Origin of the sequence: Streptomyces phaeolivaceus (assembly GCF_009184865.1) — a bacterium.
GTDB classification, from domain to species: Bacteria; Actinomycetota; Actinomycetes; order Streptomycetales; family Streptomycetaceae; genus Streptomyces; species Streptomyces phaeolivaceus.
The window spans coordinates 7,403,581-7,426,871 of sequence record NZ_CP045096.1 but is presented as its reverse complement, the minus strand read 5'-3'; the positions used below and the strand labels follow the sequence as shown (position 1 = coordinate 7,426,871).

Sequence of the window (23,291 nt, the reverse complement as noted above, 5' to 3'; positions counted from 1 at the left end):
GGCGGCGCGTCATGAGGGGCTCCATAGACGGCCTCGGCTCCTCCACCCCCATCGGCACCATGCTCCCCGCCGTGTTCGCCGACGACGACCTCGCCCAACGCTTCGTCGGCGGCCTGGACGACATACTCGCCCCGATCCTCTCCGTACTCGACTGCCTGGACTCCTACTTCACCCCGTCCCTCGCCCCCGTCGACTTCACCCAGTGGCTCGCCGGCTGGGTCGGCGCCGAGACCGACGGCACGGAACCGGAGCCCCGGCTGCGCGCGGCCGTCGCCGCCGCCGCGTATCTGCACCGGGTACGCGGCACCCGCCGCGGCCTGTCCGAGGCGGTGCGCCTCGTCTTCGGCGTGACCCCGGAGATCACCGAGAGCGGGGCCGCCACCTGGGACGCCCGCCCCCTCGGCCCGGTCCCCGGCGAACGCCGTCCACGCCTCCACGTGGCCCTGAGCCTGCCCCACCCCACCGCGGCGGACGAACACCGGCTGGACAGCCTCGTGGCCGCCGCCCGCCCCGCCCATATGCCCTACACGGTCCAGGTGACCGCCGCCGAAAGGATCCCCGAGAGATGACCAGCCCGACCCCCGGCACCGGCCAGGCCCAGAGCTGCGCCGAATGCGGAACCCGCGGGGAGCCCGGCCAGTCCTTCTGCGACGCCTGCGGCGCGGTGCTCGGCTGGTCCGGAACCCCGGCCCGAGCGACCGCGGGCGGCGCCACGGGCGAGGCCCCGGCCGACACCGCGCGCACGGCCGACCCGGCTCCGACGCCCGCACCCGCGCCCACCGGTGCCTCCGCCGGACGCGCGCCGGCCGCCGGTGAGCCCGGCTGGGACACCTTCGCCCTCCCGGGCGCCGGCACGGGAGCGGCCACCGACGTCCGCACCCCGGAGACCGCCGCGACGGTACGGACGGACGCGCCCCCCGCCCCCGAACCGGCCCCCACGGGCGGCGCGCCGACGGCGGCTCCCCCGGCCGAGCCCCGGACGCAGGCCCCGGCGCCCCCCGCCGACCCGGGCCCCGCGCCCCACCCCCCGCACGACGACGAGGCCCCGACCACCCCCCTCCCGACCTCCGCCGACCCCGACCCGGGCCCCTCCGCCGCCGACCGGGCCAGGTCGCTGCTCGTCCCGGTCGCCGACCCCGAGCCGCGTGCCCCGGCGGAGCCGGCCGTCGCACCCGTGCTGCCGGGCCGCCCCGACGTGCAGCGCCCCCAGGTCCGTACCCCCGGACCGGAGTTCGGCACGGAGGGCGGTGTGCCCTGCCCGTGGTGCGGGACCCCGACCCGGCCGGACCGGCACTTCTGCGCGCGCTGCGCGATGCCGATGGCCGGCCGTACGGAGGCTCCGGGGCGGCTGCCGTGGTGGCGCCGACTGCTGAACGGCCGTGACACGGAGACCCCGTGGGCGGGCGACCGTCCGCGGCTGCGCCGGGGCTTCGGCGCGATCCTGAACTGGGTGGTCGCGGCCGTCGTCCTCACCCTGATCGTCACCCTCGCGTTCCAGGCGGACGACGGCTACCAGGCGGCCCGCGACCACTTCTCCAAGCGCGCGTCGGTCAACCCGGACACCTACAAGGCGTCCCGCTCCTTCCCCGGCCACAAGCCGGATCTGGCCTTCGACACGTACAACAACACGTGGTGGGGGCCGGGTGTCACCCAGTCCGGCGAGGGCGAGTGGATCGAGGCCCGCTTCGAGCAGCCCGTCCGGCTGCTGGACGTGGTCATCACACCGGGTGTCTCGAAGAAGCCGGACCAGCGCACGGAGTCGGCCCGCCCGCACCGCATCGAGGCGACGATCACCGCCGCCGACGGCACCAAGTCCACCAAGATGATCACCCTCGACCAGACCGTCGGCGGCCAGAGCCGCAAGTTCCGCGTCGGCAGCGCCGAGACCGTCCGCTTCACCATCCGCTCCTCCTACGGCGCCGACGACAAGAAGCAGGTGGCGATAGCCGAGATCGAGTTCTTCGGCCGCTCCAGCAGCAACAGCTGACCCGGGCGACCACCCGTCGGCCCCGGGAGGCAGGCACACGGTCCGACGACCTGTGCGCCTCCCGGGGCCGACGTCCGCGCCCCCGACCAAGGCTCCTCGATTGAGCCGAAGGCACCTGACTGCCTAGTCGTCCACTGACGTGCCCAGCTCTGCCCGGAGTCGCTTCGCCGTCCTGGACAGCACGCATGATCGTGGTCGGCGCCCCACCGCTCAGTGCGGTGGGGCGCCCCGTTCACTTGCGGCTCACTTGTTCAGGTGCGCCCAGAACTCGTCGAACGACAGAAGCTTGTCGCCGTTGAGGTCGCGGGTGCGGATGATGACCTCCGCCACGGACTCGGTGACGTTCCAGTCGCCCTCCTGGGCCAGGGCGGTCTTGAACTCGGCGGCGGTGATGAATCCGTCCCCGTCCGCGTCGATCCGCTGGAACTCCTTGCGCGCTGCCTCGATGTCCGCCACCGATCCGCCCCTTCTTGGTGCCCTGCCCGTCCGGGCAGTCCTGCCGACAGTCCTACTGACGCAGGTCAGATTAACCGGCCACCCGAGCACGCGGTGCGGCGACCACCGACGCGAACTCCTCGACTCTCGATCATGTCTGCGAGTGTGGGCCTTCCAGTGGGTGGCGACTCAAGGAGTACGGCGGCGATGAAGAGCTTGCGGGATGTTCTGGACGCGGCGGCTCTGGGGGTCTTCCCGCCGGCGGACGGCCGTACGACCGTCGTCGCCCAGCACTCGCCCCGGGACGCGGGCGTCCTGTGTTTCACCGCCCACTCCGTCGTCTTCACGGACGAGGATCCCGAGTGGGTGCACGAGACGCTGGCGGCGGCCGAGTGCGACGCGCTCTCGGCGAGCATGAACCCGCGGTTCCTCGCGGCCTTCATGGAGCGGACCGGCCGTACGGCCGAGACCGTCGACGCGATGCTGGTCGCCGCGCCCCTGCCGGGCGAACCCCCGCTGCCGCTGCGGGAGATCGAGGACCCGGGGCACCCCCGGGTCGCGTACGCGCGGCACCGGCGCGACGACGTACGCGTCTGGGCGGCGGACGGGGGTGTGCTGACGACGGGCCGGGGTATCGCCGGGCGGCTGGAGGTGTCGGTCGAGGTGGACGAGGGTCTGCGGCAGCGGGGGCTGGGCCGGGCGCTGGTGGCCGCCGCGCGGCATCTCGCCGACGAGCCGCTGTGGGCGCAGATCGCGCCGGGGAACGCCCGCAGCGTGCGGGCGTTCCAGTCGGCGGGCTACCGGCCGGTGGGTTCGGAGATACTGCTCAGCGCCCGACCGGCGCGATGAGCGTGCCCGGCGTCAGTGCCAGGGCCGGTAGTGGGGGTTGCTCTCGCACTCGCTCATCTTCTCCGTCTTGGTCTTCTTGTCGACCGGACAGACGCCGATGACGAACTCCGTCCTGATGCCGCCGGGGAAGGCGACCTCGACCTGGTCGGCCCACTTGTGCTGGTCGCCGATGGTCCTGTTGACGTCCACGCCGCCGGGGGCGTCGATGTAGTAGTTGTAGCCGGACTTGTACCAGGTCTTGTACAGGTCGTGGTCGTAGGTCGTGGAGACGTACGGCGAGGGCTGGTTGACCAGGACGTAGCTCTCGATGTCGTACTGGCCGTCGATGACGTCCCTGGGGAGGAAGCCCTGTGCGAAGACGACGGCCGGGCCCCGGCTGTCGCTGCGGTACAGCGTGCCGCAGGTGGTGCGCCAGACCGGGTCGGGGGTGATGCGGTCGACGTCCACGCGGCGGTCGGCGGCGGCGTGGACCGGGTCCTCGAACTGGGGGCAGGCGGGGGCGGCGGCCCCCGCGACGGCCGTGGCGGCGGCCTTGGTCGGTGGTGTGGCGGGGGTCTGGGCCGGGGCGGTCGCGGCGGAGGTCGCGAGGACGGCGGAGAGGGACAGGACGACGGCGGCGGCCCGGCGCCGCACACGAGAAGTGATCATGCTCGGCACGATCTCGGCTGCGCGGCGCCGGGCCGGGGACCGTCACTCGTATGGCGGCGTGTCAGCCCGTGCGGTTGTCATGTCCGGTTGCCGCCGGCGTGATGGGTCATCGGAAGATGCCCGTGTGGCCGAGGGAGTAGCGGCCGGGCTGCGGGTAGACGGCGAGGCCGTGGGGGCCGCTGCCGACGGGGATGCGGGCGAGCTGTTCCCCGGTGCGGGTGTCGATGGCGTACACCTCGGAGTCGTAGCGGCCGGAGAGCCACAGGACCTTGCCGTCGGCGGAGACGCCGCCCATGTCGGGGCTGCCGCCGTCGGGGAGGTGCCACTTCTTGGTCAGCTTGTTCTCGGTGAAGTCGAAGACCGACACCGTGCCCTCGCCGCGGTTGGAGACGTACATCTCGCGGGAGTCGCGGCCGACGTACAGGCCGTGGGTGCCCTTGCCGGTGGGCAGCAGCTTCGGTTCCTCGAAGGTGTCGCCGTCCAGGACCCACATGCCGTCGGCCATCATGTCGGCGATGTAGAACCGCTTGCCGTCCGGGGAGATCTTCACGTCCTGCGGCATGGCCCCCTCGAACGGCAGTTTCCGCTGTCCGATCACCTTCATCTTCTCGGTGTCGACCTTCAGCAGCTCACCGCTGAACTCGCACGACACGATGAAGTACTTGCCGTCGATCGAGAAGTCGGCGTGGTTGACGCCGTAGCAGGTGACCGGCTCGGTCTTGACCCGCTTCATGGTGTGCGGGTCGCGGAAGACGAGTTCGCGGTCGAGGGAGGCCATGACGACGGCGTACCTGCCGTTCGGGGTGAAGTACAGGTTGTACGGGTCGTGCACCTCGACCGGCTTGCCGGCCTTCCCCGTCCTCGGGTCGATGGGGGTGAGGGTGTGGCCCCGGTTGTTGTTGACCCAGAGGGTCTTCAGGTCCCAGGAGGGCACGACGTGCTGGGGCTGGCGGCCCACCGGGATCGTCTCGACGATCTCGTACGTCTTGGGGTCGATGACGGTGACGGTGTCGGACTCGCTGTTGGGGACGTAGACCCGGGACGGGAAGTCCTTGACCACCGGGGAGAGGCGGTTCGGGCGGTCGGCGGCGTAGACGTCCTCGGGGTCGAGCACGGGCGGCATGCCGTGCAGTCCCCGGATCGCGGTCCGCTGTTTCTTCTTGCGCTCGGCGGCTTCGGCCTCGGCGGCGGCCCGGTCGGCCCGGATCCGCTGCTTCTGTTCGTCGGTCCGGCTCTCGGAGCCGCACGCGGCCACGGCGGCGAGGACGGCGGCGGCGAGGATCGTGCGCTGCACGAGGTTGTGCTGCGTGTGGGTGCGCTGTTTCGGAGCGCGCGGGCTGAGATTGGGGGGCGTCGTCACGCGCACAGTTATAGAGAGCGGAACGGGAATCTTCGGCGATTGGCCCGTTTGACGGAGATCCGCGCCGGATGGGCTGATGCCGCCGAAGACATCATTTCGGAGAGGCTGTCGGCCGACGCAAAGGATCCCGAACCATCGTGGCGAATTCCGGCGAGTCGTCGAACGGTTGTTGACAGCCGACCTGCTTGTACCCCCAGGACTCGTAGACAGCCTTGAGGCGGCCTTCGGACAGAGCAGGGTTGACCAGCAGAGTGACGCGTTGTTCCTGACGTCGCGACAGCAACTCCTCGTGCAGAGCTCCAGCCGTGCCTTGGCCGTGTGCGCCGCGCCACCGTCGGCGTACGAGGATCTCGTTGAGTGCGAGGGTTCGCCGACCGTCTTCCTTCACGTACCCGTCGGGCAGCGGTTCCTGTTCCGCTGTCCACCATGCGGTGTTCTCACCGAGCGGTACGGCAAAGACGTACCCGACCGGTTCCTCACCGTGGTGGGCGACGACGGCCTCCCAACCAGGGCGGGAAGAATACGCCGACAACCGCTCGTCGAACCGGTCGAGCTGGTAGAAGGGCCGGTCCATCAGCCCGAATTCCCCGCGCACCTCTACATGAATATCGAGGATGAGCTGCCGTACTTCGGCGACATCGCGGGTCCTGCGATAGGTGATCGTGCCGCTCACGTGGCTGTCCTCCGGTACTCAAGCCACGCAGCGGTCTCGGCACTGCGCGGCGCTACGGTCACAAGTCGGGTGGTGAAGTCCGTCAAAAGCATGCTCACACGGCCGTTCACAGTCATCGCGGCGGGGACGTTCTGGGCAGTGGCGACGGCCGGCTCGATGTCGCCTTGGCCGAGTTGGGCCAAGGCGAGGTTCGCGTGCGTCAGTGCGCGGTTGCGTGCGAGGTCGGGCCGCAGGCCCGCGAGGCTCCGGTGAGCGTGGCGCTCGGCATCCTCCCACCTGCCAAGCCGCAGGTAGGCGAAGGTGGCGAGGCTGTCCAGTTCGGCCTGGTCGTAGAAGGCCATCCACGGCGGGCGGTGTCTCGCCTGATCGGCACGGTCGTAGCCTGCTTGTGCGAGACCGATGGCACGAAGAGCGCTGCGGTCGTCTCCCATGTCGGCGTGATAGGTGGCGAGTCGGGCCGTCGCGAGCGAGGCATACAGCGGGTCGCTTCGGGTGATGGACGTCGCGCGGGCTGCCTCGGCTGCCGCGAGGGCGTCGGCGGGTCGACCGAGGTGGCGATACATGATCCCGGCGTGGCCCCACACGCGGAAAAGTACCTGCCTGTTCTTGGCCAGACCGGCGAGCGTGACCGCCCGGTTGAGATAGGGCTCTGCCTCGGTGAGCCTTCGGCCGTCGATGGCCGCCCACATGGCGCTCGCCGTGAATGCGGCTGCGACGCCATACAACTCCGACCGAATGCGCGCCGACGCCATGTGGGTGTTCTGCAGTTGCGCGGTCTCTTCGGCGAGCTGCGCCGCGTGCTGTTGGAGTTCCCGCGTTCCTCCGTACTTGTCGTCCATGCTGACCACGGCCGCCAGCTTGGCATTCATACGGTCGACATCGGCAGAGCCGAGTCGGCGTCGCACGGCGGACGGCGCGGTCAGTGAGGCTCCAGCGGCGGCGGCCGCGGCAAGGAAAGTGCGGCGATACAAGGGGTCATCCTCGGGTGTGGGGCAGGAGTCTGCGTTCTTCCTCCCCCGAGAAACAAAGCCTAACTCCGCAGCTGGCAGACCCGTGATGTTCTCAAGTGCCGTCCGCAACTGACCGTTGGGAGAGCGGTGTTCGCCGCTCAGCAGCTTGAAGATGTGCCTTTCGTTGACCTTCCCATAACAGCCGGTCAAATCTTCAATCGCCTTATTGACCAGGGACATCAGCTCCCTGACAAGCACTCCGTGCCTCTGCATCCACGATGCGAGCGCTTCGTTCCGTGTTCCCGACATGACTGAACGTTAGAGCGGGGCATCTGGACCAAGGGTAAAGAGAACGCCAAAACGGCAGGCGCTTCGCGAGCGACGCCCAGTCCAAACGGCATCCCCAACAGCAGTGGTGTGGCGGTTGTCTGAGTACCCGGAAAGAGCACCACCGTGGACCAGGGAGTCCCTTGATGCCCCACACCGAAGACGCGGGACCAACCAGCCCTCCAGCGGTACTCGCCCCCGCCGAGCCAGAGCCCAGCAACGATCGCGACCTCTCAGCCCACGTCCGATCGTGGCTCTTGGCCGCGGCGTTCGAGCCGGAGAAAGCCCGAGAGCAGTGGGCACATGGAGGGCTGGCGCTCATCGGATGCGGTGGCCTCCTCAGCACCGTCCGGATCTCCACCACCTTGGTGTACGCGGCTGCCGACACGAACATCACTCGGGATGTGGACGCCTTCCTCTCCGAGGCGTTGCAAAACCACCCCGTGTTCATGGACAGGCACGCCCGGTGGTACTACGTCCTCGTGCCGTCGAGCGCCAGACGGCGTCCGGAGTGGAGAAGCACCGGACCGCGCCACGGCTCGGACATCGAGTTCTTGGGCATGGGCTCCTACGTGGGTGTGCCACGGCCCGAGGCGATCGATCCGGACGCGGAGCGCTCGTACTGGTGCGTTCCGGTAAGAGTTCCTGGTGCCCTCGCCGACCCGGACACCGTCCACCAGTTCCTGACGTTCGCCGTGCGCAGACGGGCGCAGGCAGCGGAGATGCCAACGGTCGCGCACGAGGACGCCCACCGCTCACGCCACGTTCCGCCTGGGCCGGCCCCGGAACGTCTTCTCACCCCACACAGCACCATCCGTGAAGGAGAACTCTCATGGTCTCGCCCTTGTACTTGCCCCACCCGGTCATCGAGCAGCTGAACGACACGCAGGTACGGACGTGGAACAAGTACTTCGCCGGTACGGGGCACGAGCGGCCCCGCAGCGTCGAGGAAGGCGTATGGCGCCGCACTCAGGACCCGGCCAACGCCGAGCAGTCCGGATGGAGCCATGACTCCACCGGCCGCCGCCGCATCGTGCACTACCGCTACGACTACGACCTCGACTACACGTTCCCCGTACCCCGGCTGGTCCTGGCAGAGCTGTACCTGTACGTGTCGTACACCGCACCGGCCGACGAGATCCGCGCCTACATCAAGCAGTTCCAGGGCTGGATCGCCGAGGGCAGGTGGAAAGAGAGCGCAGCGGGCGGATGGCACCGTGGCGACCTGGCCGTCGTCGCCGCAGAGTACGACGCCCATCCCCAGGACGAGCGCGCCGACCGGCCCACGCCCGACGGCTTCCGTTCCCTGGACGTACGGTTCGCCTCCGAGTGCTACCTCACCCCGCCCCGGCCTATGCGCCAACTCCCCTGGGACGTCCTCGCCGGCGGCATCCGAGTCAAGGAACAACGGGGCAACCCTGCGTACGCCGAGGACCTGACGGGCATCCTCGACTTCCTTCCCTTCCAGGTGGAAGTCGGCTGCGGCACCAGCATCGAGGCCGGTGTCCCGCCCCTGCACCATCTCCATGAGGTGTACCGGGTCACCGACCGGCGCGACAACGCGCTCACCCAGTCCCATGCCTTCACCCTCAGTCCAGAGGCCGACACACTCGTCCAGGAGATGCTTCTTGCCCCCTTGACCAAGGCCGAGCACTTCACGCGGATGTTCGCCGCGTGCTTCCTGGCCGAGCCGACCCCCGCGCACCGGGCCCTCAAGGCACTTCGCGACGCCGGGCTCATGGTCGGCCCTGCCATCACCCACAACTTCGACACGCTGTCGGCACGCGCCGGACTGCCGGAGGTCTTCGTCCGCCGTTACGACCAGAAGATCCCGCCCGTACCCCTGCTCGACGAGGCGAAGGCCCTGCTCGTCATCGGTCTGCACGCCGACCGGCGGGAGGTACAGGCCCGAGCGCGGGAGAGGGGCATGCGGATCTTCTACGTGGACCCCGAGGGTCTGATGGAGAACGGCACCTTCAAGGAGTACCCCATTGAAGGAGCACGGGAAGGCGACATCGTCGTCCGGGCAGAGGCCGTTCCCGCCCTGACCGGACTGTGCAGCCGCCTCGGCATCACCCTCTGAACAGCCCGTGGCCAAGGATCAACTCCCCTTTTTCCAGGGGCGATAGCGTCGTGGGGCGCACTCCTTGTGCGCCCCACGACAACCACCCACACCAAGGGACAGCAATGCGCGTTTCGGTGATCGGCTGCGGGCACCTCGGTGCTCCGCACGCCGCCGCGTTGGCCGAACTCGGTCACGATGTCATCGGGGTCGAACTCAACCCGGAGACGGTCAAGAAGCTCCAGAGCGGCCGGAGCCACTTCTACGAGAAGGGCCTGGACGAGCTGCTGGACCGGCACGTCCCCGCAGGGCGCCTGCGGTTCACCAGCAGCCTGAGCGAGGCCGCCGAGTTCGCCGACCTCCACTTCGTCGCGGTCGGAACGCCGCTGCGGGCAGACGGCCGGGGCTACGACGTCGGCCAGGTCGTCGGAGCCGTACGTGCCCTCGCACCACTACTGCGGCGGCCCGCCACCATCGTCGGCAAGAGCACCGTCACCGTCGGCACCGTGGCCCGCCTCCAGGAGATCATCACCGAGCACGCCGGATCGGACGGAGTCGACCTCGTCTGGAACCCCGAGTTCCTGCGGGAGGGCCACGCCGTCGAGGACTCCCTGTACCCCGACCGCATCGTCGTGGGCCTGACCTCCTCGGCTGCGGAGGAGAACGTACGCGAGGTGTACGCGCCGATCCTGGCTCGCGGAGACGCCGAGTTGATCGTCACCGACCCGGCAACCGCCGAAGTCCTCAAGAGCGCGGCAAACGCGTTCCTGTCCACAAAGATCAGTTACATCAACGCCATGGCGGAGGTCTGCGAGATCACCGGCGCCGATGTCGCCACCGTGGCCCACGGCATCGGCATCGACCCCCGCATCGGCCACGGCGGCATGCGGCCCGGCATCGGCTACGGAGGGGGCTGCCTGCCCAAGGACGTCGCTGCCTTCACCCACCGCGTCGGGGAGATCGGAGCCACGGGCGCCGCAGACCTGCTGAAAGCGGTGGAGAAGGTCAACCACGCTCGGATGGACGCCGCCCATGACCTGGTCGAGAGGGCGTACGGCGGCCCGCTCGACACCGCGACCATCGCCGTCCTCGGCGCATCCTTCAAGGCGGGCACCAGCGATGTCCGCAACAGCCCCGCCCTGCGCCTGGCCGGCCTCCTTCACTCCTCGGCCGCCCGCACCGTCATCCACGACCCCGAATCGGTCGCCGCCGCACGGCACCTCCATCCCGAATACAGCTACGCCGAGGACATCCGCACCGCGCTCGACGGCGCCGACATCGTCGTCCTGGCCACCGAATGGCCCGAGTTCACCAAGGACACCGCCCTCCCCACGACAGCCGCCCGAGTGGTACGCCGCCGAGTCCTGGTCGACGTACGTACGGCCGTCAACACCTCCGTATGGACGGCCGCCGGCTGGACCGTGCATCAACTCGGCCGCCCTGTACAGCACCCCACGGCCTGACCACGCCGGGCGGGCCGCCGACGACACAAAGGGAGACTCACATGCCCCAGCCCCAGAACACCGACCTGTTCACGCGTATCCGTGCACTGCGCGACCGTGACGAACGCCGCCTCCGGGCCGGTGACACCGAGGTGGAGACTCTGCTGCTCCTGGCGAAGGTCTCCGAAGAAGCCGGTGAATCCGTCGAGAAGTACCGGCGCTCGCGGGGCTGGGGCACGGACGGTGTCACCAACGCATCAGCGACCGACGTGTCCGACGAGGTATGCGCCACGATCATGGCTGGGCTCGTCGCACTGGACCGGATCTGTCCGAATGCGTCTGCCCACTGGGAGCGATACCTGGCGTACGGGTACGAGCGTGCCGCCCGCGAGAACGCGGACGTCGCCCTGGAGTCGTAGCGAGGCTACGAACAGCACCCCCGCCGGTACGGATTACGGTGGGGTGTTGTCGTTTCGTGAGCACGGAGGAACCACCGCTGTGGCTGCTGCCCCGAAGAAGACACCCGGATGCGTTGCGGTGATCGTGAACAGCCGCCGCGAGGTGCTGCTTCAGCTTCGGGACGACAAGCCCGGCATCTGTTGGCCAGGGCACTGGTCCCTTCCCGGAGGTGGCTCGGAGCCGGGCGAGACTCCGATGGACACGATCCTTCGGGAGATCAAGGAGGAGACGGGCATCGTCCCGGACACGATCGAAGAGGTCACGGTGGCCGCTTACGAGCCTGGTAGGACCCCACCCCATGTGTTCCTCGGATCATGGGAGGGAGTGGAGAGCGAACTCGTTGTCGGTGAAGGACAGGAACTGCGCCTCACCGCTGTCGGGAACCTGCCGGAAAGGATGCCACCACATATCCGGCACTACGTTCTTCAGCTCACAGGGCAATACACCTAGCGGTCCGCGACCCTCATCTCGAACCAGGTCGTCTTGCCTCGCGGCAGGAGATCGACGCCCCACCTGTCGGAGAGCTTGTCGACCAGGAACAGGCCCCGGCCGCTGATGTCCGTCTCCTGGACCGGGATCAGGCAGGGCAGCCCCCGGGAGGGGTCGCGGACCTCGACGCGGATCCAGCCCGGGCGGCGGCGCATACGGAGTCCGAAGACGCGGGCGCCGGTGTGCCGCACGGCGTTGCCCACGAGTTCGGAGACGAGTAAGACCGCGTCCTCGGTCATCTTCGGCGACAGCCGCCACTGGCGGAGGACGACGACCTGGGCGAGCCGGCGGGCCGTGGCCGCGGACTCGGGACGGGACGGCAGCGGGACCTCCGCCTCGGTCGGGTTGCCGAACAACTCCAGTGCCTTCTGCGCCCGTTCGTCCTCGATCGCAGGTGACCAACGCGCCGCGGTCGCACTCCCGTGCCGCCGCGGCTGTTCGATACCCTCCAGCCCCGCCATGCCCCCATCATGGCCGCCCCGAGCCCCTTTCGGGGCCGTTCCGCAGGAATACAACCCCCGGAACCAACCATTCCGGGGGTTTCGGTTGACATATGCCAGTGGCAGCAAGCCATCTGCGGCAGCCGCTCTGACCTGCGCGAACACCCTGAACTTCGGTCAGCGTCAAGAGCCTTGGGCAAGGCTCTCTTAAGGCTGCCTTAAGGCACGGATAAACCGCTCCTTCGAGGGACGCGGGTAATACATCGCGTCAACTGCAAGTCGATCAGCGGAACTTGTGGGCGGGATTTCGGGAGCCGCGCGGCGAAGCTGTCAGACGAACTTCGCCTTGCCCGGACCCTCTTCCACGAAGCTGCGCATACCGCGTTCGCGGTCCTCCGTGGCGAAGAGACCCGAGAACCAGTTCCTCTCGATCGCGAGGCCGGTCTCCAGATCGGTCTCCAGGCCCGCGTCGATGGACTCCTTGGCGGCGCGGAGCGCGATCGCCGGCCCTCGCGCCAGCCTCGCGGCCCACTCGTGCGCGGCGGAGTACACCTCGTCGGCGGGGACCACCCGGTCCACCAGGCCGAGTGCGAGGGCCTCGTCCGCCTTGACCATACGGCCGGTGAAGATGAGGTCCTTGGCCTTGGAGGGGCCGACGAGACGGGACAGCCGCTGGGTGCCGCCCGCGCCCGGGATCACGCCGAGCAGGATCTCCGGCTGGCCGAGCTTCGCGTTCTCCCCGGCGATCCGGTAGTCCGCGCACAGCGCCAGCTCGCAACCGCCGCCCAGCGCATAGCCGGTGACGGCCGCGACGACCGGCTTGGGGATACGGGCGACGGCGCTGAAGGAGTCCTGAAGGGCGCGGGCACGGGCGATCATCGCCGCGTGGTCCATGTCCTGCATCTCCTTGATGTCCGCGCCGGCCGCGAACACCTTGTCTCCTCCGAAGAGGATGACCGCGCGGACGTCGGCCCGGTCCGCGGCCTCCTCGGCGAGTTCCTTGAGGCGGTCCTGGGTGGCGATGTCCAGGGCGTTCATCGGGGGGCGGTCCAGGCGGATGGTGCCTACGCCTTCGGATACTTCGAGGTGGACGGTCATGAAGGCAGGTTAACGGCGACTAACGGCAACGGCCCCGGTGCCGTGCATCACACCGGGTCCGTACATCAGCATCTCAAGCGGGAGCGCCTACGCCTTCCACTTGTCCCAGTCCATGTTCCAGCCGTTGTACCCGTTGTCCGGGTCCACGATCCGGTCGTTGGAGTTCTTCACGACCACCACGTCGCCGATCATCGAGTTGTCGAAGAACCAGGCACCGGGCGCCTTGCGGTCCCAGCCGCCGCGGGTGTCGCGCAGGCCGATGCAGCCGTGGCTGGCGTTGTAGTTGCCGAAGGCGTCGCCGCCCCAGTAGTTGCCGTGGATGAAGGTGCCGGAGTTGGTCAGCCGCATGGCGTCCGGCACGTCCTTGATGTCGTACTCACCGCCGTAGCCGACGGTCTCGCCGTTCATGCGGGTGACGTTGAGGCGCTCGCTGATGACCATCTGGCCGTTCCAGGTCTCCATGCCGGGCTTACCGGTGGTGACCGGGATGGTCTTGATGGTCTTGCCGTCGCGCTGGACCTTCATCGTGAGCTTCTTGACGTCCACGACGGAGACCTGGCTGCGGCCGATGGTGAAGGAGACCTTCTTGCTCTGCTCGCCGTAGACACCGTCACGGCCCTCGACGCCGTCGAGGTTGAGGTCGACGGTGACCTTCGTACCGGCCTTCCAGTACTTCTCCGGGCGGAAGTCGAGACGGTCGTTGCCGAACCAGTGGCCCTCGACGTCGACGGCCGGCTCGGTCTTGATGGTGATGGCCTTCTCGACGTCCTCGGGGGCGGTGATGCCCCGGGTGAAGCGGATCGAGAACGGCATGCCGACGCCGACCTTCGAGCCGTCCTCGGGGGTGAAGATGCCGACGAAGGTGTTCTTCGGGGTCAGCGTGGTGAAGGACGAGTCCTCGGCCGCCTCGCGCCCCTCGGAGTCCTTCGCGACGGCGTGCACCTTGTACTCGGTGGCCGAGTTGAGGTGGATGGACGGCGTCCAGCTGGCGCCGTCCTTCGCTATCTCACCGGCGATCTTCTCGCCCTTGTCGTTCTCGACGGTGACCTCGGACAGCTTGCCCTCGGCGGCGGTCACCTTCAGGGCGCCGCTGGTGGCCACGGAGTCGGCGCCGTTCTTCGGCGCGATGGAGACCACCGCCTCCGAGGCCTTGGTCGCCGCCTTGTCGGAGGCCGCCTTGTCGGAGCCCTTCCCCTTGCCGCCGCCGGAGCCGGAGTCCGAATCCCCGCCCCCACCGCACGCGGTGACGGCGAGCAGCATCAGGACCGGCAGCATCGCCAGGGCCCCCTTGCGCCGCCGCGTCCGCGCGCCAACCGACGCCCCCGATATCGGTCGCCCGTTCAACTCTCTGTTCTCCCCTCGCACGGCCTGATCAGGCCCGCACCCCTTACGCGCAGCATGCGCGTACGCCCGTACATTAACCAGATGATCGGGATGATTTGGCCTCGGTGAATGTCACCGTTCAGTCCCAACTTGAATGATCACGCGCGCACGGTGAGGCGGTCCGATGCCGGTGCCCTGTCGGTGCCCTGCCGGTCTACTTCACCGCGGCACCCGCTTCCCATTCCTTCCAGCCCATGTTCCATCCGCCGAGCCCGTTGTCGGGAGCGACCTTCTTGTCGTCGCTGTTGATCACCTCGACGACGTCCCCGACGAGGCTGCGGTCGAAGAACCAGCCCGCGGGGGTGCCGGAGTCGCCGCCCTTCACATCGCGCAGGCCGACGCAGCCATGGCTGACGTTGGCCCGGCCGAAGGCGTCCGGGGCCCAGTAGTTGCCGTGCAGGAAGGTGCCGGAGGTGGTGAGGCGCATGGCGTGCGGGACGTCCGGGATGTCGTACTCGCCCTTGCCGTTCGCCTTTCTGAAGCCGACGGTGGCCCCGTTCATCCGGGTCACCTCCAGCATCTCGGTGACGACCATCTTCCCGTTGTACGTCGTGGTCTTGGGCGCCCCTGCGGTGATGGGGAGGGTGGCGAGCACCCCGCCCGCGCGTTCCACGCGCATGGTGTGCCTCGCCGCGTCGACGACGCTGACCTGGTGGCGGCCGACGGTGAAGGAGAACGTCCTGAGCTGCTGACCGTAGACGCCGGCCGCGCCCTCGACGTCCCGCAGCCGCAGGCCGACGGTGACCCGGGTGCCGGGCCGCCAGTACGTCTCCGGGCGGAAGTCGAGACGCTCGTCGCCGAACCAGTGCGGGCGGACCTCGACGGCCGGCTCGGCGGTCACCTCGACGGCGCGTTCGACGGCCGCCCGGTTCTCGATCGGCCGGTTGAACTCCAGGGAGACGATCATCCCGGTGCCGACGGTGGCCCGGTTCTCGGGCGTGACGTACGCGATGAAGCGCTCGTCGGGGACATGCGTGGTGAAGGTGACGTGCCGTGCCGAGCGGCGGCCGTGGCCGTCGAGGGCGACCGCGTCGACGGTGTACCGGGCGGCCAGCGCGAGCTTCGGTGCGCCGGTGGGGCGCCAGGTCAGCCCGTCGGCGGACATCCGGCCCGGTACGGGTGACTCCTGAGCGTCCTGCGACTTCACCACCTTGACGGACTCCAGGCGCCCGCTGGGCACCCGTACTTCGAAGCGCTGCTCCGGGCGCACGCCCTTGCTGCCGTCCTCCGGAGTGACCCAGATCGTGTCGTCGGGTGCCTTTCCGCTGGTCAGCGGCGGTCCGGCGGAGCAGCCGACGGCCCCGGCCAGCAGGCCGGCCCAGGTGAGCGCGGCGGCCAGGGCGGCCCCGGCGCGGCGCGCGTGCGTCTGTGCGTGGTTCACGTGCGGCCCAACGACGGCGCACGCCCCCGGGAAACGTGAGTGCGAGGCGTGCTCTGGGCAGAACCCTTGGGAGGACGACGCGATGGGGAGCGGTGACGGGACAGCCGGCTCCCCTTTCCCGTCGCCCACCGAGCCGCGGGAGGCCTGAGGTGTCGAGCGCAGCCGAGCAGGAGGAAGTGCGGGGGACGCGTGGGGTGCCGGCCGCGCGTCCGGCGACCGTGCTGAACGGCGGCCGTCGGGGCGAGGCCGCGCCGGAGACCAGGCCCGTGTGGCCGGGGGCGTCCACACCGCTGGGCGCGCGGTTCCGGGTGGGCCCCGACGGGGTCGCGGGCACCAACTTCGCGCTGTGGGCGGGCGGGGCGGAGGCGGTCGAGCTGTGTCTGTTCTCCGAGGCGGGCGAGGAGACCCGGCTGCGGCTCTCCGAGCTGACCCATGAGATCTGGCACGGCTTCGTGCCGGATGTCCTGCCGGGGCAGCGGTACGGCTATCGGGTGCACGGCCGCTGGGACCCGTGGACCGGCGCCCGCTGGAACCCGGCGAAGCTGCTCCTCGACCCGTACGCGCGTGCCGTGGACGGCGAGTTCGATCTGCCGCCGGAGGTGTACGCGCATGTCCGGGACTGGCCCGAGCAGCAGGTCGCGGACACCGTGCGCGACGAGCGGGACTCGGCGCCGTACGTCCCGAAGGGCGTCGTCGTCCACGATGACGACGACTGGGCCGACGACCGCCGCCCGAAGACCCCGTGGGCGGACTCGGTCATCTACGAGCTGCACGTACGGGGATTCACCATGACCCATCCCGGCATCCCGGAGGAGCTGCGGGGCACGTACGCCGGTCTGGCGCACCCGGCGGCGATCGAGCACCTGGTGAAGCTCGGGGTGACGGCGGTGGAGCTGCTGCCGGTGCACCAGTTCGCCCACGAGGACCATCTGCTGCGCCGGGGCATGCGCAACTACTGGGGCTACAACTCGATCGGCTACTTCGCCCCGCACGCGGCGTACGCGGCGTCGGGGACGGCCGGGCAGCAGGTCGGCGAGTTCAAGCGGATGGTGCGGGCGCTGCACGCGGCGGGCATCGAGGTCGTCCTCGACGTGGTCTACAACCACACCGCCGAGGCGGACGAGCGCGGCCCGAGCCTCTCCCTGCGCGGTATCGACAACCGGGGCTACTACCGCCTGCAGAGCGACGCCCGCCGGTACGCGGACTACACGGGCTGCGGCAACACCCTGCACGTGGTCCAGCCCCACGTCCTCCGTCTGATCACGGACTCCCTCCGCTACTGGGTGACGGAGATGGGCGTGGACGGCTTCCGCTTCGACCTGGCGGCGGCGCTGGCCCGCTCGATGCACGACGTCGACATGCTCTCCCCGTTCCTCGCGGTCATCGCCCAGGACCCGGTGCTGCGCCGGGTGAAGCTGATCGCCGAGCCGTGGGACGTGGGCTCCGGCGGCTACCAGGTGGGCGCCTTCCCGCCCCTGTGGACGGAGTGGAACGACCGCTACCGGGGCGCCGTCCGGGACTTCTGGCGGGGCGCGCTGCCGGACGTACGGGACCTCGGCTACCGCCTGTCGGGCTCCAGCGACCTGTACGCGTGGGGCGGCCGACGGCCGTACGCCTCGGTCAACTTCATCACCGCGCACGACGGTTTCACGCTCCGGGACCTCGTGTCGTACGAGCGCAAGCACAACGAGGCGAACGGGGAGGGCAACCGGGACGGCTCGGACGACAACCGGTCCTGGAACTGCGGCACCGAGGGCGAGACGGACGACGAGCGCGTACGGGCGCTGCGGCGGCGGCAGTTGCGGAACCTGCTGACCACGCTGCTGCTGTCGACGGGTGTGCCGATGCTGGTCGCCGGTGACGAACTGGGCCGCACCCAGGGCGGCAACAACAACGCGTACTGCCAGGACAACGAGATCAGCTGGGTCGACTGGAGCCTCCTGGACGACCCCGGCTGGAAGGGCCTCTTCGACCTCACGGCCCGGCTGATCGCGCTCCGCCACACCCACCCGGTCCTGCGCCGCCGGGCGTTCTTCTCCGGCCGCGCGCACTCGGCGGACGGGCTGCGGGACCTGGCCTGGTTCACGGCACGCGGCACGGAGATGACCGAACGGGACTGGTACGCGCCGGCGGCGACGCTGGGCATGTATCTGTCGGGGCGGGACATCCCCGGCCGCGACGCCCGCGGCACGCCCATCCTCGACGACAGCTTCCTCACCGTCCTCCACGCCGGCGACCGCCCCACCGACTTCACCCTCCCGGGCACCCCATGGGCCGACCGCTACGAGGTGGTCGTCGACACGTCCCGGGAGGAACAGGGGGAAGGGCCGGGGGTGGTGCACCGGGCGGGGGCCTCGGTGACGGTACCGGCACGGTGCGTGCTGCTGCTCCGGGTGATGGACTGACAGTTCCCCACCGGGCCCGCACCCGACCACGCGCTAGCCGAGGATGCCCCGCTCGTACGCGATCGCGACCGCTGCCGCGCGGTCCTTGGCGCCCAGTTTGGTGTAGAGATGGGTGAGGTGGGTCTTGACCGTGGCTTCGCTGATGAAGAGTTCGCGGGCGATCTCACGGTTGGCGGTGCCTCGGGCGACGAGGGTCAGGACCTCGCGTTCGCGGGCGGAGAGGGGCTCGTGGGCGGGGGTGCCGCGGTCATCTCCCCAGTCTGCACGGCCCGCACGGGCTGATGGCTCCCCATGGGCTCGCTGCTGCGCATCGCCTCGCGCCTATTCCCAGCGGAACCAGCGCGACGCGGCGAACGTGAGCAGCACCGTCCAGGCGGCGAGGACACCGAGGTGGTCCCAGCCGGGCCAGTCGCCCGCCGCCGCCTCGTTGAGGGCCTGGGCCGCCGCGCCGAACGGGGTGTAGCCGACGGACCGGGCCAGGACGTCCGGCATGGTCTGCACCGGCATCCACACCCCCGCGCAGAACATCGCCGGGAAGAACACGGCGGAGCCGATCGCCGCCGAGATCTTCGTGGTGCGGGACACCGCGGAGATCACGGCGCCGAGGGCGAGGGCGACCAGGACGGCCAGGACGAGGGCCACCGCGTAGCCGAAGGGTTGCAGTTCGCTCTCCTGGAGCTGGGCGCCGAGCACCCGGCGGGTGGCCTCGTGCTCGGCGACCGGGTCGAGTCCGGCGACCCGGACCCGGCCGGTGTCGGGCACCCGCAGGCCCTCGACGCATTCGACGGTGGTGGTCTTGCCGGCGCCGTTCGGGCCGAGGATCCCGAAGATCTCGCCCTCCTCGACGGTGAAGGAGACACCGTCGACGACGTTCCGGCCGCCGTAGGACTTGTGGAGGTCCATGACCTCGATGACGGGTGTGGACGATGTGTGGGGCATGTGTCGAGAATCCCGGCGGAACACGGGTGACCGCATCGGCCGTCACGCTCGACCCGGCATCAGCCGATCGGTTGATGCTCCGCTACGACCTCGCCGAACTCCCCGTACGCCCCCGCGCCCCGCGCAGGTCGTAGGACTCGCGACCGAGCACGGTCCGGCCAAAACTCGGTGGGCGTTGTCAGTGCCGATCCGTAGGCTCGCTGCTGATGCCCACGACACGTGCAACCGCCGAGGAACCCGACCAGTCCGCCGAGGAGCCCGGCCGGGCCGGAGGGCGGTCCGCCGTACGTACGCTGCTGCGGCTGTGGCCGTATGTGCGGCCCGTGCGGGCGCGGCTGTCCGTCGCCGCGTTCGTGGCGGTCGTCGCCTCGTGCGTGGGCCTGGTCATCCCGCTCGTCCTGAAGTGGATGGTGGACGGGCCGGTCGCCGACCGGGACCCGGCGGGAGTATGGCTCGGGGCGCTGTATCTGCTGCTGCTCGGGCTCGCCGAGGCGCTGCTGTTCGGGTTGCGGCGCTGGCTGGTGGCGCGGCCCCTCGCCGGGGTCGAGGCGTCGATGCGCGCCGATCTCTACCGGCATCTGCAACGCCTGCCGGTAGCCTTCCACGACCGCTGGGCCTCCGGTCAGCTGCTCTCGCGCGGTACGACGGATCTGATGCTGCTGCGGATGTTCCTCGCGTTCCCGCTGACGTTCCTGCTGGTCAACGCGGTGACCATCGTGGTCGGCGTGATCATCATGCTGATCCAGGACTGGACGCTCGGGCTGGTCATCCTGGGGCCCGTGATCCCGGTGATCGTCACCTGCGTCCTCTTCGAGCGGAAGTACGCGGCGGTCGCGCGCCTCGCCCAGGACCAGGTCGGCGACCTCACCACGGTCGTCGAGGAGAGCGTGCTCGGAATCCGCGTCATCAAGGGGTTCGGGCGGCACCGCAGTCAGGCGCGGGCCTTCCGTGAGCTGTCGCGGACGCTGCGGGGGACGGAGCTGCGCAAGGCCCGGCTGCTGTCGGCGATCTGGGGCGTCATCATCACACTGCCCGAGCTGGCGATCGGGGCGGCGCTGGTGGTGGGTGTGGTGCGGGTCGCGGACGGGGTGCTGTCGGCGGGCACGCTGGTCGCCTTCCTCTCCACCGCGCTCGCGCTGCGCTGGCCGGTCGACTCGATCGGCTTCCTGCTGGCGATGAGCCAGGAGGCGGCGACGGCGACGGAACGGTATTTCGAGGTGATGGACGAGAAGCCGGAGTCCGGCGGGACCAAGGGGTCCGGTGCTCCGGCGCTCGCGTCGGCGGAGGGCGGCCTCCGCTTCCACGACGTCACCTTCCGCTACCCCGACGCCGCCCCCGACACGCCTCCCACCCTCGCCCGCATCGACCTGCACATCCGCCCCGGCGAGTCGATGGCCCTGGTCGGCGCCACCGGCTCCGGCAAGACCACCCTCACCGCCCTCGTCCCCCGCCTGCACGAGGTGACGTCCGGCCGGATCACGCTGGACGGCGAGGACATCACCGGGATGTCCCGCGAGGAACTGCGCGCGAAGGTGGCCGTGGCCTTCGAGGAGCCCACCCTCTTCTCCGCGACCGTCGGCGAGAACGTCCTGATGGGCGCCGCGCCGGACGCGGGCGCGCCCGAGCTGGACCGCGCGCTGGCCATCGCCCAGGCCGAGTTCGCGCACGCGCTCCCCCTGGGCACCGCCACCCAGGTCGGCGAGCAGGGCCTCAGCCTCTCCGGCGGCCAGCGGCAACGACTGGCGCTCGCGCGGGCGGTGGTCGGCAGACCCCGCTTCCTGGTCCTCGACGACCCGCTGTCCGCGCTGGACGTGCACACGGAGGCCGCGGTGGAGGCCGCGCTGCGCCGCGTGCTGGCGGAGACGACCGCGCTGATCGTGGCGCACCGCCCGTCGACCGTGCTGCTCGCCGACCGCGTGGCGCTGCTCTCCGGCGGCCGGGTCACGGCGGTGGGCACCCACCAGGAACTGCTGCGCACGAACACGGAGTACGCCCATCTGATGTCCGGGACCGAGGGAGACCAGCGATGACGGCGCCCACGACCGCCGCGCCGAACAAGGACAGGGACGAGGACGAGGGCAAGGACAAGGGCCAGGGCCGGGCGACGCTCTCGGAGAAGGCGCCCGGCGTCGACCCCTTCGACCACGACGACCTCCCCACTCCCCCGGGCGCCACCCTCGCCCTGCTGCGCTCCCTGCTCGCGCCGATGCGGGCCCGCGTGATCATGGCGAGCGTGCTGCTCCTGCTCCAGCAGGCGGCCGTGCAGGCGGGCCCGCTGCTGGTGGCGTACGCCATCGACAGTGCCGTACCGGCGCTGCGGGACGGCCGGCACGGGCCGTTGATCGCGGTGGGGGTCGGGTATCTGGTGTGCGCGCTGGCGGCCGGCGGGCTGCAGTTCGCGTTCATCGGGGCGTCCGCGCGGGTGAACCAGGATGTGCTGCTGGAGCTGCGCGGCCGGATCTTCCGGCACGCGCAGGCGCTGAGCATCGACTTCCACGAGCGGTACACCTCGGGCCGGTTGATCTCCCGCTCCACCACGGACGTCGAGTCGCTGCGCGAACTGCTCGACGAGGGCTTGCAGGAGCTCATCGGGGTGATCCTCGCCTTCGTCTACATCTCGGCGATGCTGCTCTGGCTGGACCTGGGGCTGGGCGCGGCGGCGGTGGCGTCGTTCGTGCCGCTGTACGGGTTCGTGCGGTCGTACCGGCGGCGGGCGGCGAGCGTCTACACGGCCCGGTCGAGCGCGATCGCCGCGGTGATCGTGAAGTTCGCGGAGACGATGAACGGCATCCGTCCGGTGCGGGCGTTCCGCCGGGAGGCCGCGAACGACGCCGAGTTCAGCGCCCTGAACCGGCATCACGAGCGCAAGAACGGCGACGCGATCCTGGAGATGGCCCGCTATGTGGTCTGCTCCCGGGTGGTCGCCAATGTCACGGTCGCGGCGATCGTGCTGTGGGGCGCGTACCGGGTGGCGTCGGAGTCGCTCGCGTTGGGTGTGCTGGCGGCCTCGGTGCTGTATCTGCGGCGGCTGTACGACCCGATCGACCGGCTCGGCATGTTCCTGAACTCGTACCAGTCGGCGGCGGCCTCGCTGGAGAAGATCGCGGGCCTGCTGGCCCAGGTCCCGTCGGTCCCCGAGCCCGCCGAGCCGAAGGAGCTGCCGGCGGCGGCCTCCGAACTCCCGGGCCGTGAGGTCGTGTTCGACGACGTACGGTTCGCGTACCGCACGGGTGGCGAGGTCCTGCCCCGCTTCGGTCTCACCCTCGCGGCGGGCAGCACGGTGGCGGTGGTCGGCTCCACCGGCGCCGGCAAGTCGACCCTCGCCAAGCTGGTGGCCCGCTTCTACGACCCCTCGTCCGGGCGGGTCCTCCTCGACGGCGTCGACCTGCGCGACCTCGCGGTGCCCGAGCTGCGGCGCGGGGTGGTCATGGTGACCCAGGAGTCGTTCCTGTTCTCCGGAACGGTCGCCGAGAACATCTCCATCGGCAGCCCCGACGCGACCCGTGAGGACATCGAGCGCGCCGCCAAGGCCATCGGCGCCCATGACTTCATCACCGCCCTGCCCGACGGCTACGACACCGACGTACGCAAGCGCGGTGGCCGCATCTCCGCCGGTCAGCGCCAACTCGTCGCGTTCGCACGGGCGTTGCTCGCCGACCCGGCCGTCCTCATCCTGGACGAGGCGACCAGTTCCCTGGACATCCCGGGCGAACGGGCCGTCCAGCGCGCGATGACGACCGTACTGCGCGGACGCACGGCCGTGGTGATCGCCCACCGCCTGTCGACGGTCGCCATCGCCGACCGCGTCCTGGTGATGGAGCACGGCCGCGTCGTGGAGGACGGCACCCCGGCGGACCTGATCGCGGGCACGGGCCGCTTCGCGGACCTCCACCGGGCATGGCGGGACAGCCTGGCGTAGACGCGCCGCGCCCCGTAAGGGGCGCGGGGCTGTATCACTGTGCGG

The 23,291-nt window shown here is 70.2% G+C and carries 21 protein-coding genes and 1 pseudogene; 11 read left to right on the top strand and 11 right to left on the bottom strand.

Annotated features, from left to right (window positions below):
• Nucleotides 1–11: 11 nt before the first annotated feature.
• Both F9278_RS34370 and F9278_RS34365 read left to right on the top strand, forming a co-directional pair.
• On the top strand, nt 12–569 hold the full coding sequence (locus F9278_RS34370) for a phage tail protein (RefSeq protein WP_152171778.1): 558 nt from the start codon (nt 12–14) through the stop codon (nt 567–569).
• On the top strand, nt 566–1,987 hold the full coding sequence (locus tag F9278_RS34365) for an NADase-type glycan-binding domain-containing protein (RefSeq protein ID WP_152171777.1): 1,422 nt from the start codon (nt 566–568) through the stop codon (nt 1,985–1,987). Before F9278_RS34370 ends, F9278_RS34365 begins: the two co-directional genes overlap by 4 nt.
• A gap of 243 nt (nt 1,988–2,230) precedes the next feature.
• Here F9278_RS34365 and F9278_RS34360 read toward each other — a convergent pair whose 3' ends face one another.
• Nucleotides 2,231–2,443, bottom strand: a complete 213-nt coding sequence (locus F9278_RS34360) for an EF-hand domain-containing protein (protein WP_045563253.1) — start codon at nt 2,441–2,443, stop codon at nt 2,231–2,233.
• 186 nt (nt 2,444–2,629) lie between these two features.
• On the opposite strand from F9278_RS34360, the gene F9278_RS34355 reads away from it, so the two are divergent.
• On the top strand, nt 2,630–3,271 hold the full coding sequence (locus F9278_RS34355; protein WP_152171776.1) for a GNAT family N-acetyltransferase: 642 nt from the start codon (nt 2,630–2,632) through the stop codon (nt 3,269–3,271).
• A gap of 12 nt (nt 3,272–3,283) precedes the next feature.
• Here the strand turns inward: F9278_RS34355 and F9278_RS34350 are convergent, their stop codons facing one another.
• The 4 genes from F9278_RS34350 to F9278_RS34335 all read right to left on the bottom strand — a co-directional run bounded on the left by F9278_RS34350 (nt 3,284) and on the right by F9278_RS34335 (nt 7,142).
• Nucleotides 3,284–3,919 carry an ADP-ribosyltransferase gene (locus F9278_RS34350; protein ID WP_152171775.1) on the bottom strand — a complete coding sequence of 212 codons (636 nt, stop codon included), beginning with the start codon at nt 3,917–3,919 and terminating at the stop codon, nt 3,284–3,286.
• Between the two features lie 106 nt (nt 3,920–4,025).
• Nucleotides 4,026–5,279, bottom strand: a complete 1,254-nt coding sequence (locus F9278_RS34345) for a YncE family protein (RefSeq protein WP_152171774.1) — start codon at nt 5,277–5,279, stop codon at nt 4,026–4,028.
• A 91-nt stretch (nt 5,280–5,370) separates the two neighbouring features.
• Nucleotides 5,371–5,952, bottom strand: coding sequence for a GNAT family N-acetyltransferase (locus F9278_RS34340; protein WP_152171773.1), 582 nt, complete (start codon nt 5,950–5,952; stop codon nt 5,371–5,373).
• Entirely contained in the window at nt 5,949–7,142 is a 1,194-nt protein-coding gene (locus tag F9278_RS34335; protein WP_226967079.1) for a tetratricopeptide repeat protein, read from the bottom strand. The genes F9278_RS34340 and F9278_RS34335 overlap by 4 nt, the downstream gene beginning before the upstream one ends.
• Before the next feature lie 233 nt (nt 7,143–7,375).
• Here F9278_RS34335 and F9278_RS34330 point away from each other — a divergent pair, with 233 nt between their 5' ends.
• The 5 genes from F9278_RS34330 to F9278_RS34310 all read left to right on the top strand — a co-directional run bounded on the left by F9278_RS34330 (nt 7,376) and on the right by F9278_RS34310 (nt 11,642).
• On the top strand, nt 7,376–8,107 hold the full coding sequence (locus F9278_RS34330) for a hypothetical protein (RefSeq protein WP_226967078.1): 732 nt from the start codon (nt 7,376–7,378) through the stop codon (nt 8,105–8,107).
• Nucleotides 8,062–9,312, top strand: coding sequence for an SIR2 family protein (locus F9278_RS34325; RefSeq protein ID WP_226967077.1), 1,251 nt, complete (start codon nt 8,062–8,064; stop codon nt 9,310–9,312). The genes F9278_RS34330 and F9278_RS34325 overlap by 46 nt, the downstream gene beginning before the upstream one ends.
• Before the next feature lie 104 nt (nt 9,313–9,416).
• Nucleotides 9,417–10,754: a UDP-glucose dehydrogenase family protein gene (locus F9278_RS34320; RefSeq protein ID WP_152171772.1), complete on the top strand. Its 1,338-nt coding sequence runs from the start codon at nt 9,417–9,419 to the stop codon at nt 10,752–10,754.
• A gap of 41 nt (nt 10,755–10,795) precedes the next feature.
• Entirely contained in the window at nt 10,796–11,152 is a 357-nt protein-coding gene (locus F9278_RS34315; RefSeq protein WP_152171771.1) for a hypothetical protein, read from the top strand.
• 46 nt (nt 11,153–11,198) lie between these two features.
• Entirely contained in the window at nt 11,199–11,642 is a 444-nt protein-coding gene (locus F9278_RS34310) for an NUDIX domain-containing protein (RefSeq protein WP_226967076.1), read from the top strand.
• Here F9278_RS34310 and F9278_RS34305 read toward each other — a convergent pair.
• The 4 genes from F9278_RS34305 to F9278_RS34290 form a co-directional block, all read right to left on the bottom strand.
• On the bottom strand, nt 11,639–12,142 hold the full coding sequence (locus F9278_RS34305) for an ATP-binding protein (protein ID WP_152171769.1): 504 nt from the start codon (nt 12,140–12,142) through the stop codon (nt 11,639–11,641). The genes F9278_RS34310 and F9278_RS34305 overlap by 4 nt on opposite strands.
• A gap of 309 nt (nt 12,143–12,451) precedes the next feature.
• On the bottom strand, nt 12,452–13,219 hold the full coding sequence (locus tag F9278_RS34300; protein WP_152171768.1) for an enoyl-CoA hydratase/isomerase family protein: 768 nt from the start codon (nt 13,217–13,219) through the stop codon (nt 12,452–12,454).
• A gap of 87 nt (nt 13,220–13,306) precedes the next feature.
• Nucleotides 13,307–14,563 (bottom strand): L,D-transpeptidase, encoded by a 1,257-nt coding sequence (locus tag F9278_RS34295; RefSeq protein WP_193241756.1) that lies wholly within the window; start codon nt 14,561–14,563, stop codon nt 13,307–13,309.
• Between the two features lie 193 nt (nt 14,564–14,756).
• Nucleotides 14,757–15,983, bottom strand: a complete 1,227-nt coding sequence (locus tag F9278_RS34290; RefSeq protein WP_152171766.1) for a L,D-transpeptidase — start codon at nt 15,981–15,983, stop codon at nt 14,757–14,759.
• A 149-nt stretch (nt 15,984–16,132) separates the two neighbouring features.
• On the opposite strand from F9278_RS34290, the gene glgX reads away from it, so the two are divergent.
• Nucleotides 16,133–18,388: a glycogen debranching protein GlgX gene (gene glgX / locus F9278_RS34285; protein WP_152171765.1), complete on the top strand. Its 2,256-nt coding sequence runs from the start codon at nt 16,133–16,135 to the stop codon at nt 18,386–18,388.
• Nucleotides 18,389–18,421: 33 nt separating this feature from the next.
• On the opposite strand, the pseudogene F9278_RS34280 reads toward glgX, so the two are convergent.
• Nucleotides 18,422–18,628 (bottom strand): annotated as a pseudogene (locus F9278_RS34280) (response regulator transcription factor); the annotation flags it as partial.
• An 81-nt stretch (nt 18,629–18,709) separates the two neighbouring features.
• A complete protein-coding gene (locus F9278_RS34275; RefSeq protein WP_404818967.1) occupies nt 18,710–19,363 on the bottom strand; it encodes an ATP-binding cassette domain-containing protein in 654 nt (217 codons plus the stop codon).
• A 170-nt stretch (nt 19,364–19,533) separates the two neighbouring features.
• Between F9278_RS34275 and F9278_RS34270 the strand changes: the two genes are divergently transcribed.
• The gene (locus tag F9278_RS34270) at nt 19,534–21,357 is read left to right on the top strand and encodes an ABC transporter ATP-binding protein (protein ID WP_152171763.1); all 1,824 of its coding nucleotides are present in this window, start codon (nt 19,534–19,536) and stop codon (nt 21,355–21,357) included.
• A complete protein-coding gene (locus tag F9278_RS34265; protein ID WP_152171762.1) occupies nt 21,354–23,246 on the top strand; it encodes an ABC transporter ATP-binding protein in 1,893 nt (630 codons plus the stop codon). The genes F9278_RS34270 and F9278_RS34265 overlap by 4 nt, the downstream gene beginning before the upstream one ends.
• The last annotated feature ends 45 nt before the right edge of the window (nt 23,247–23,291 follow it).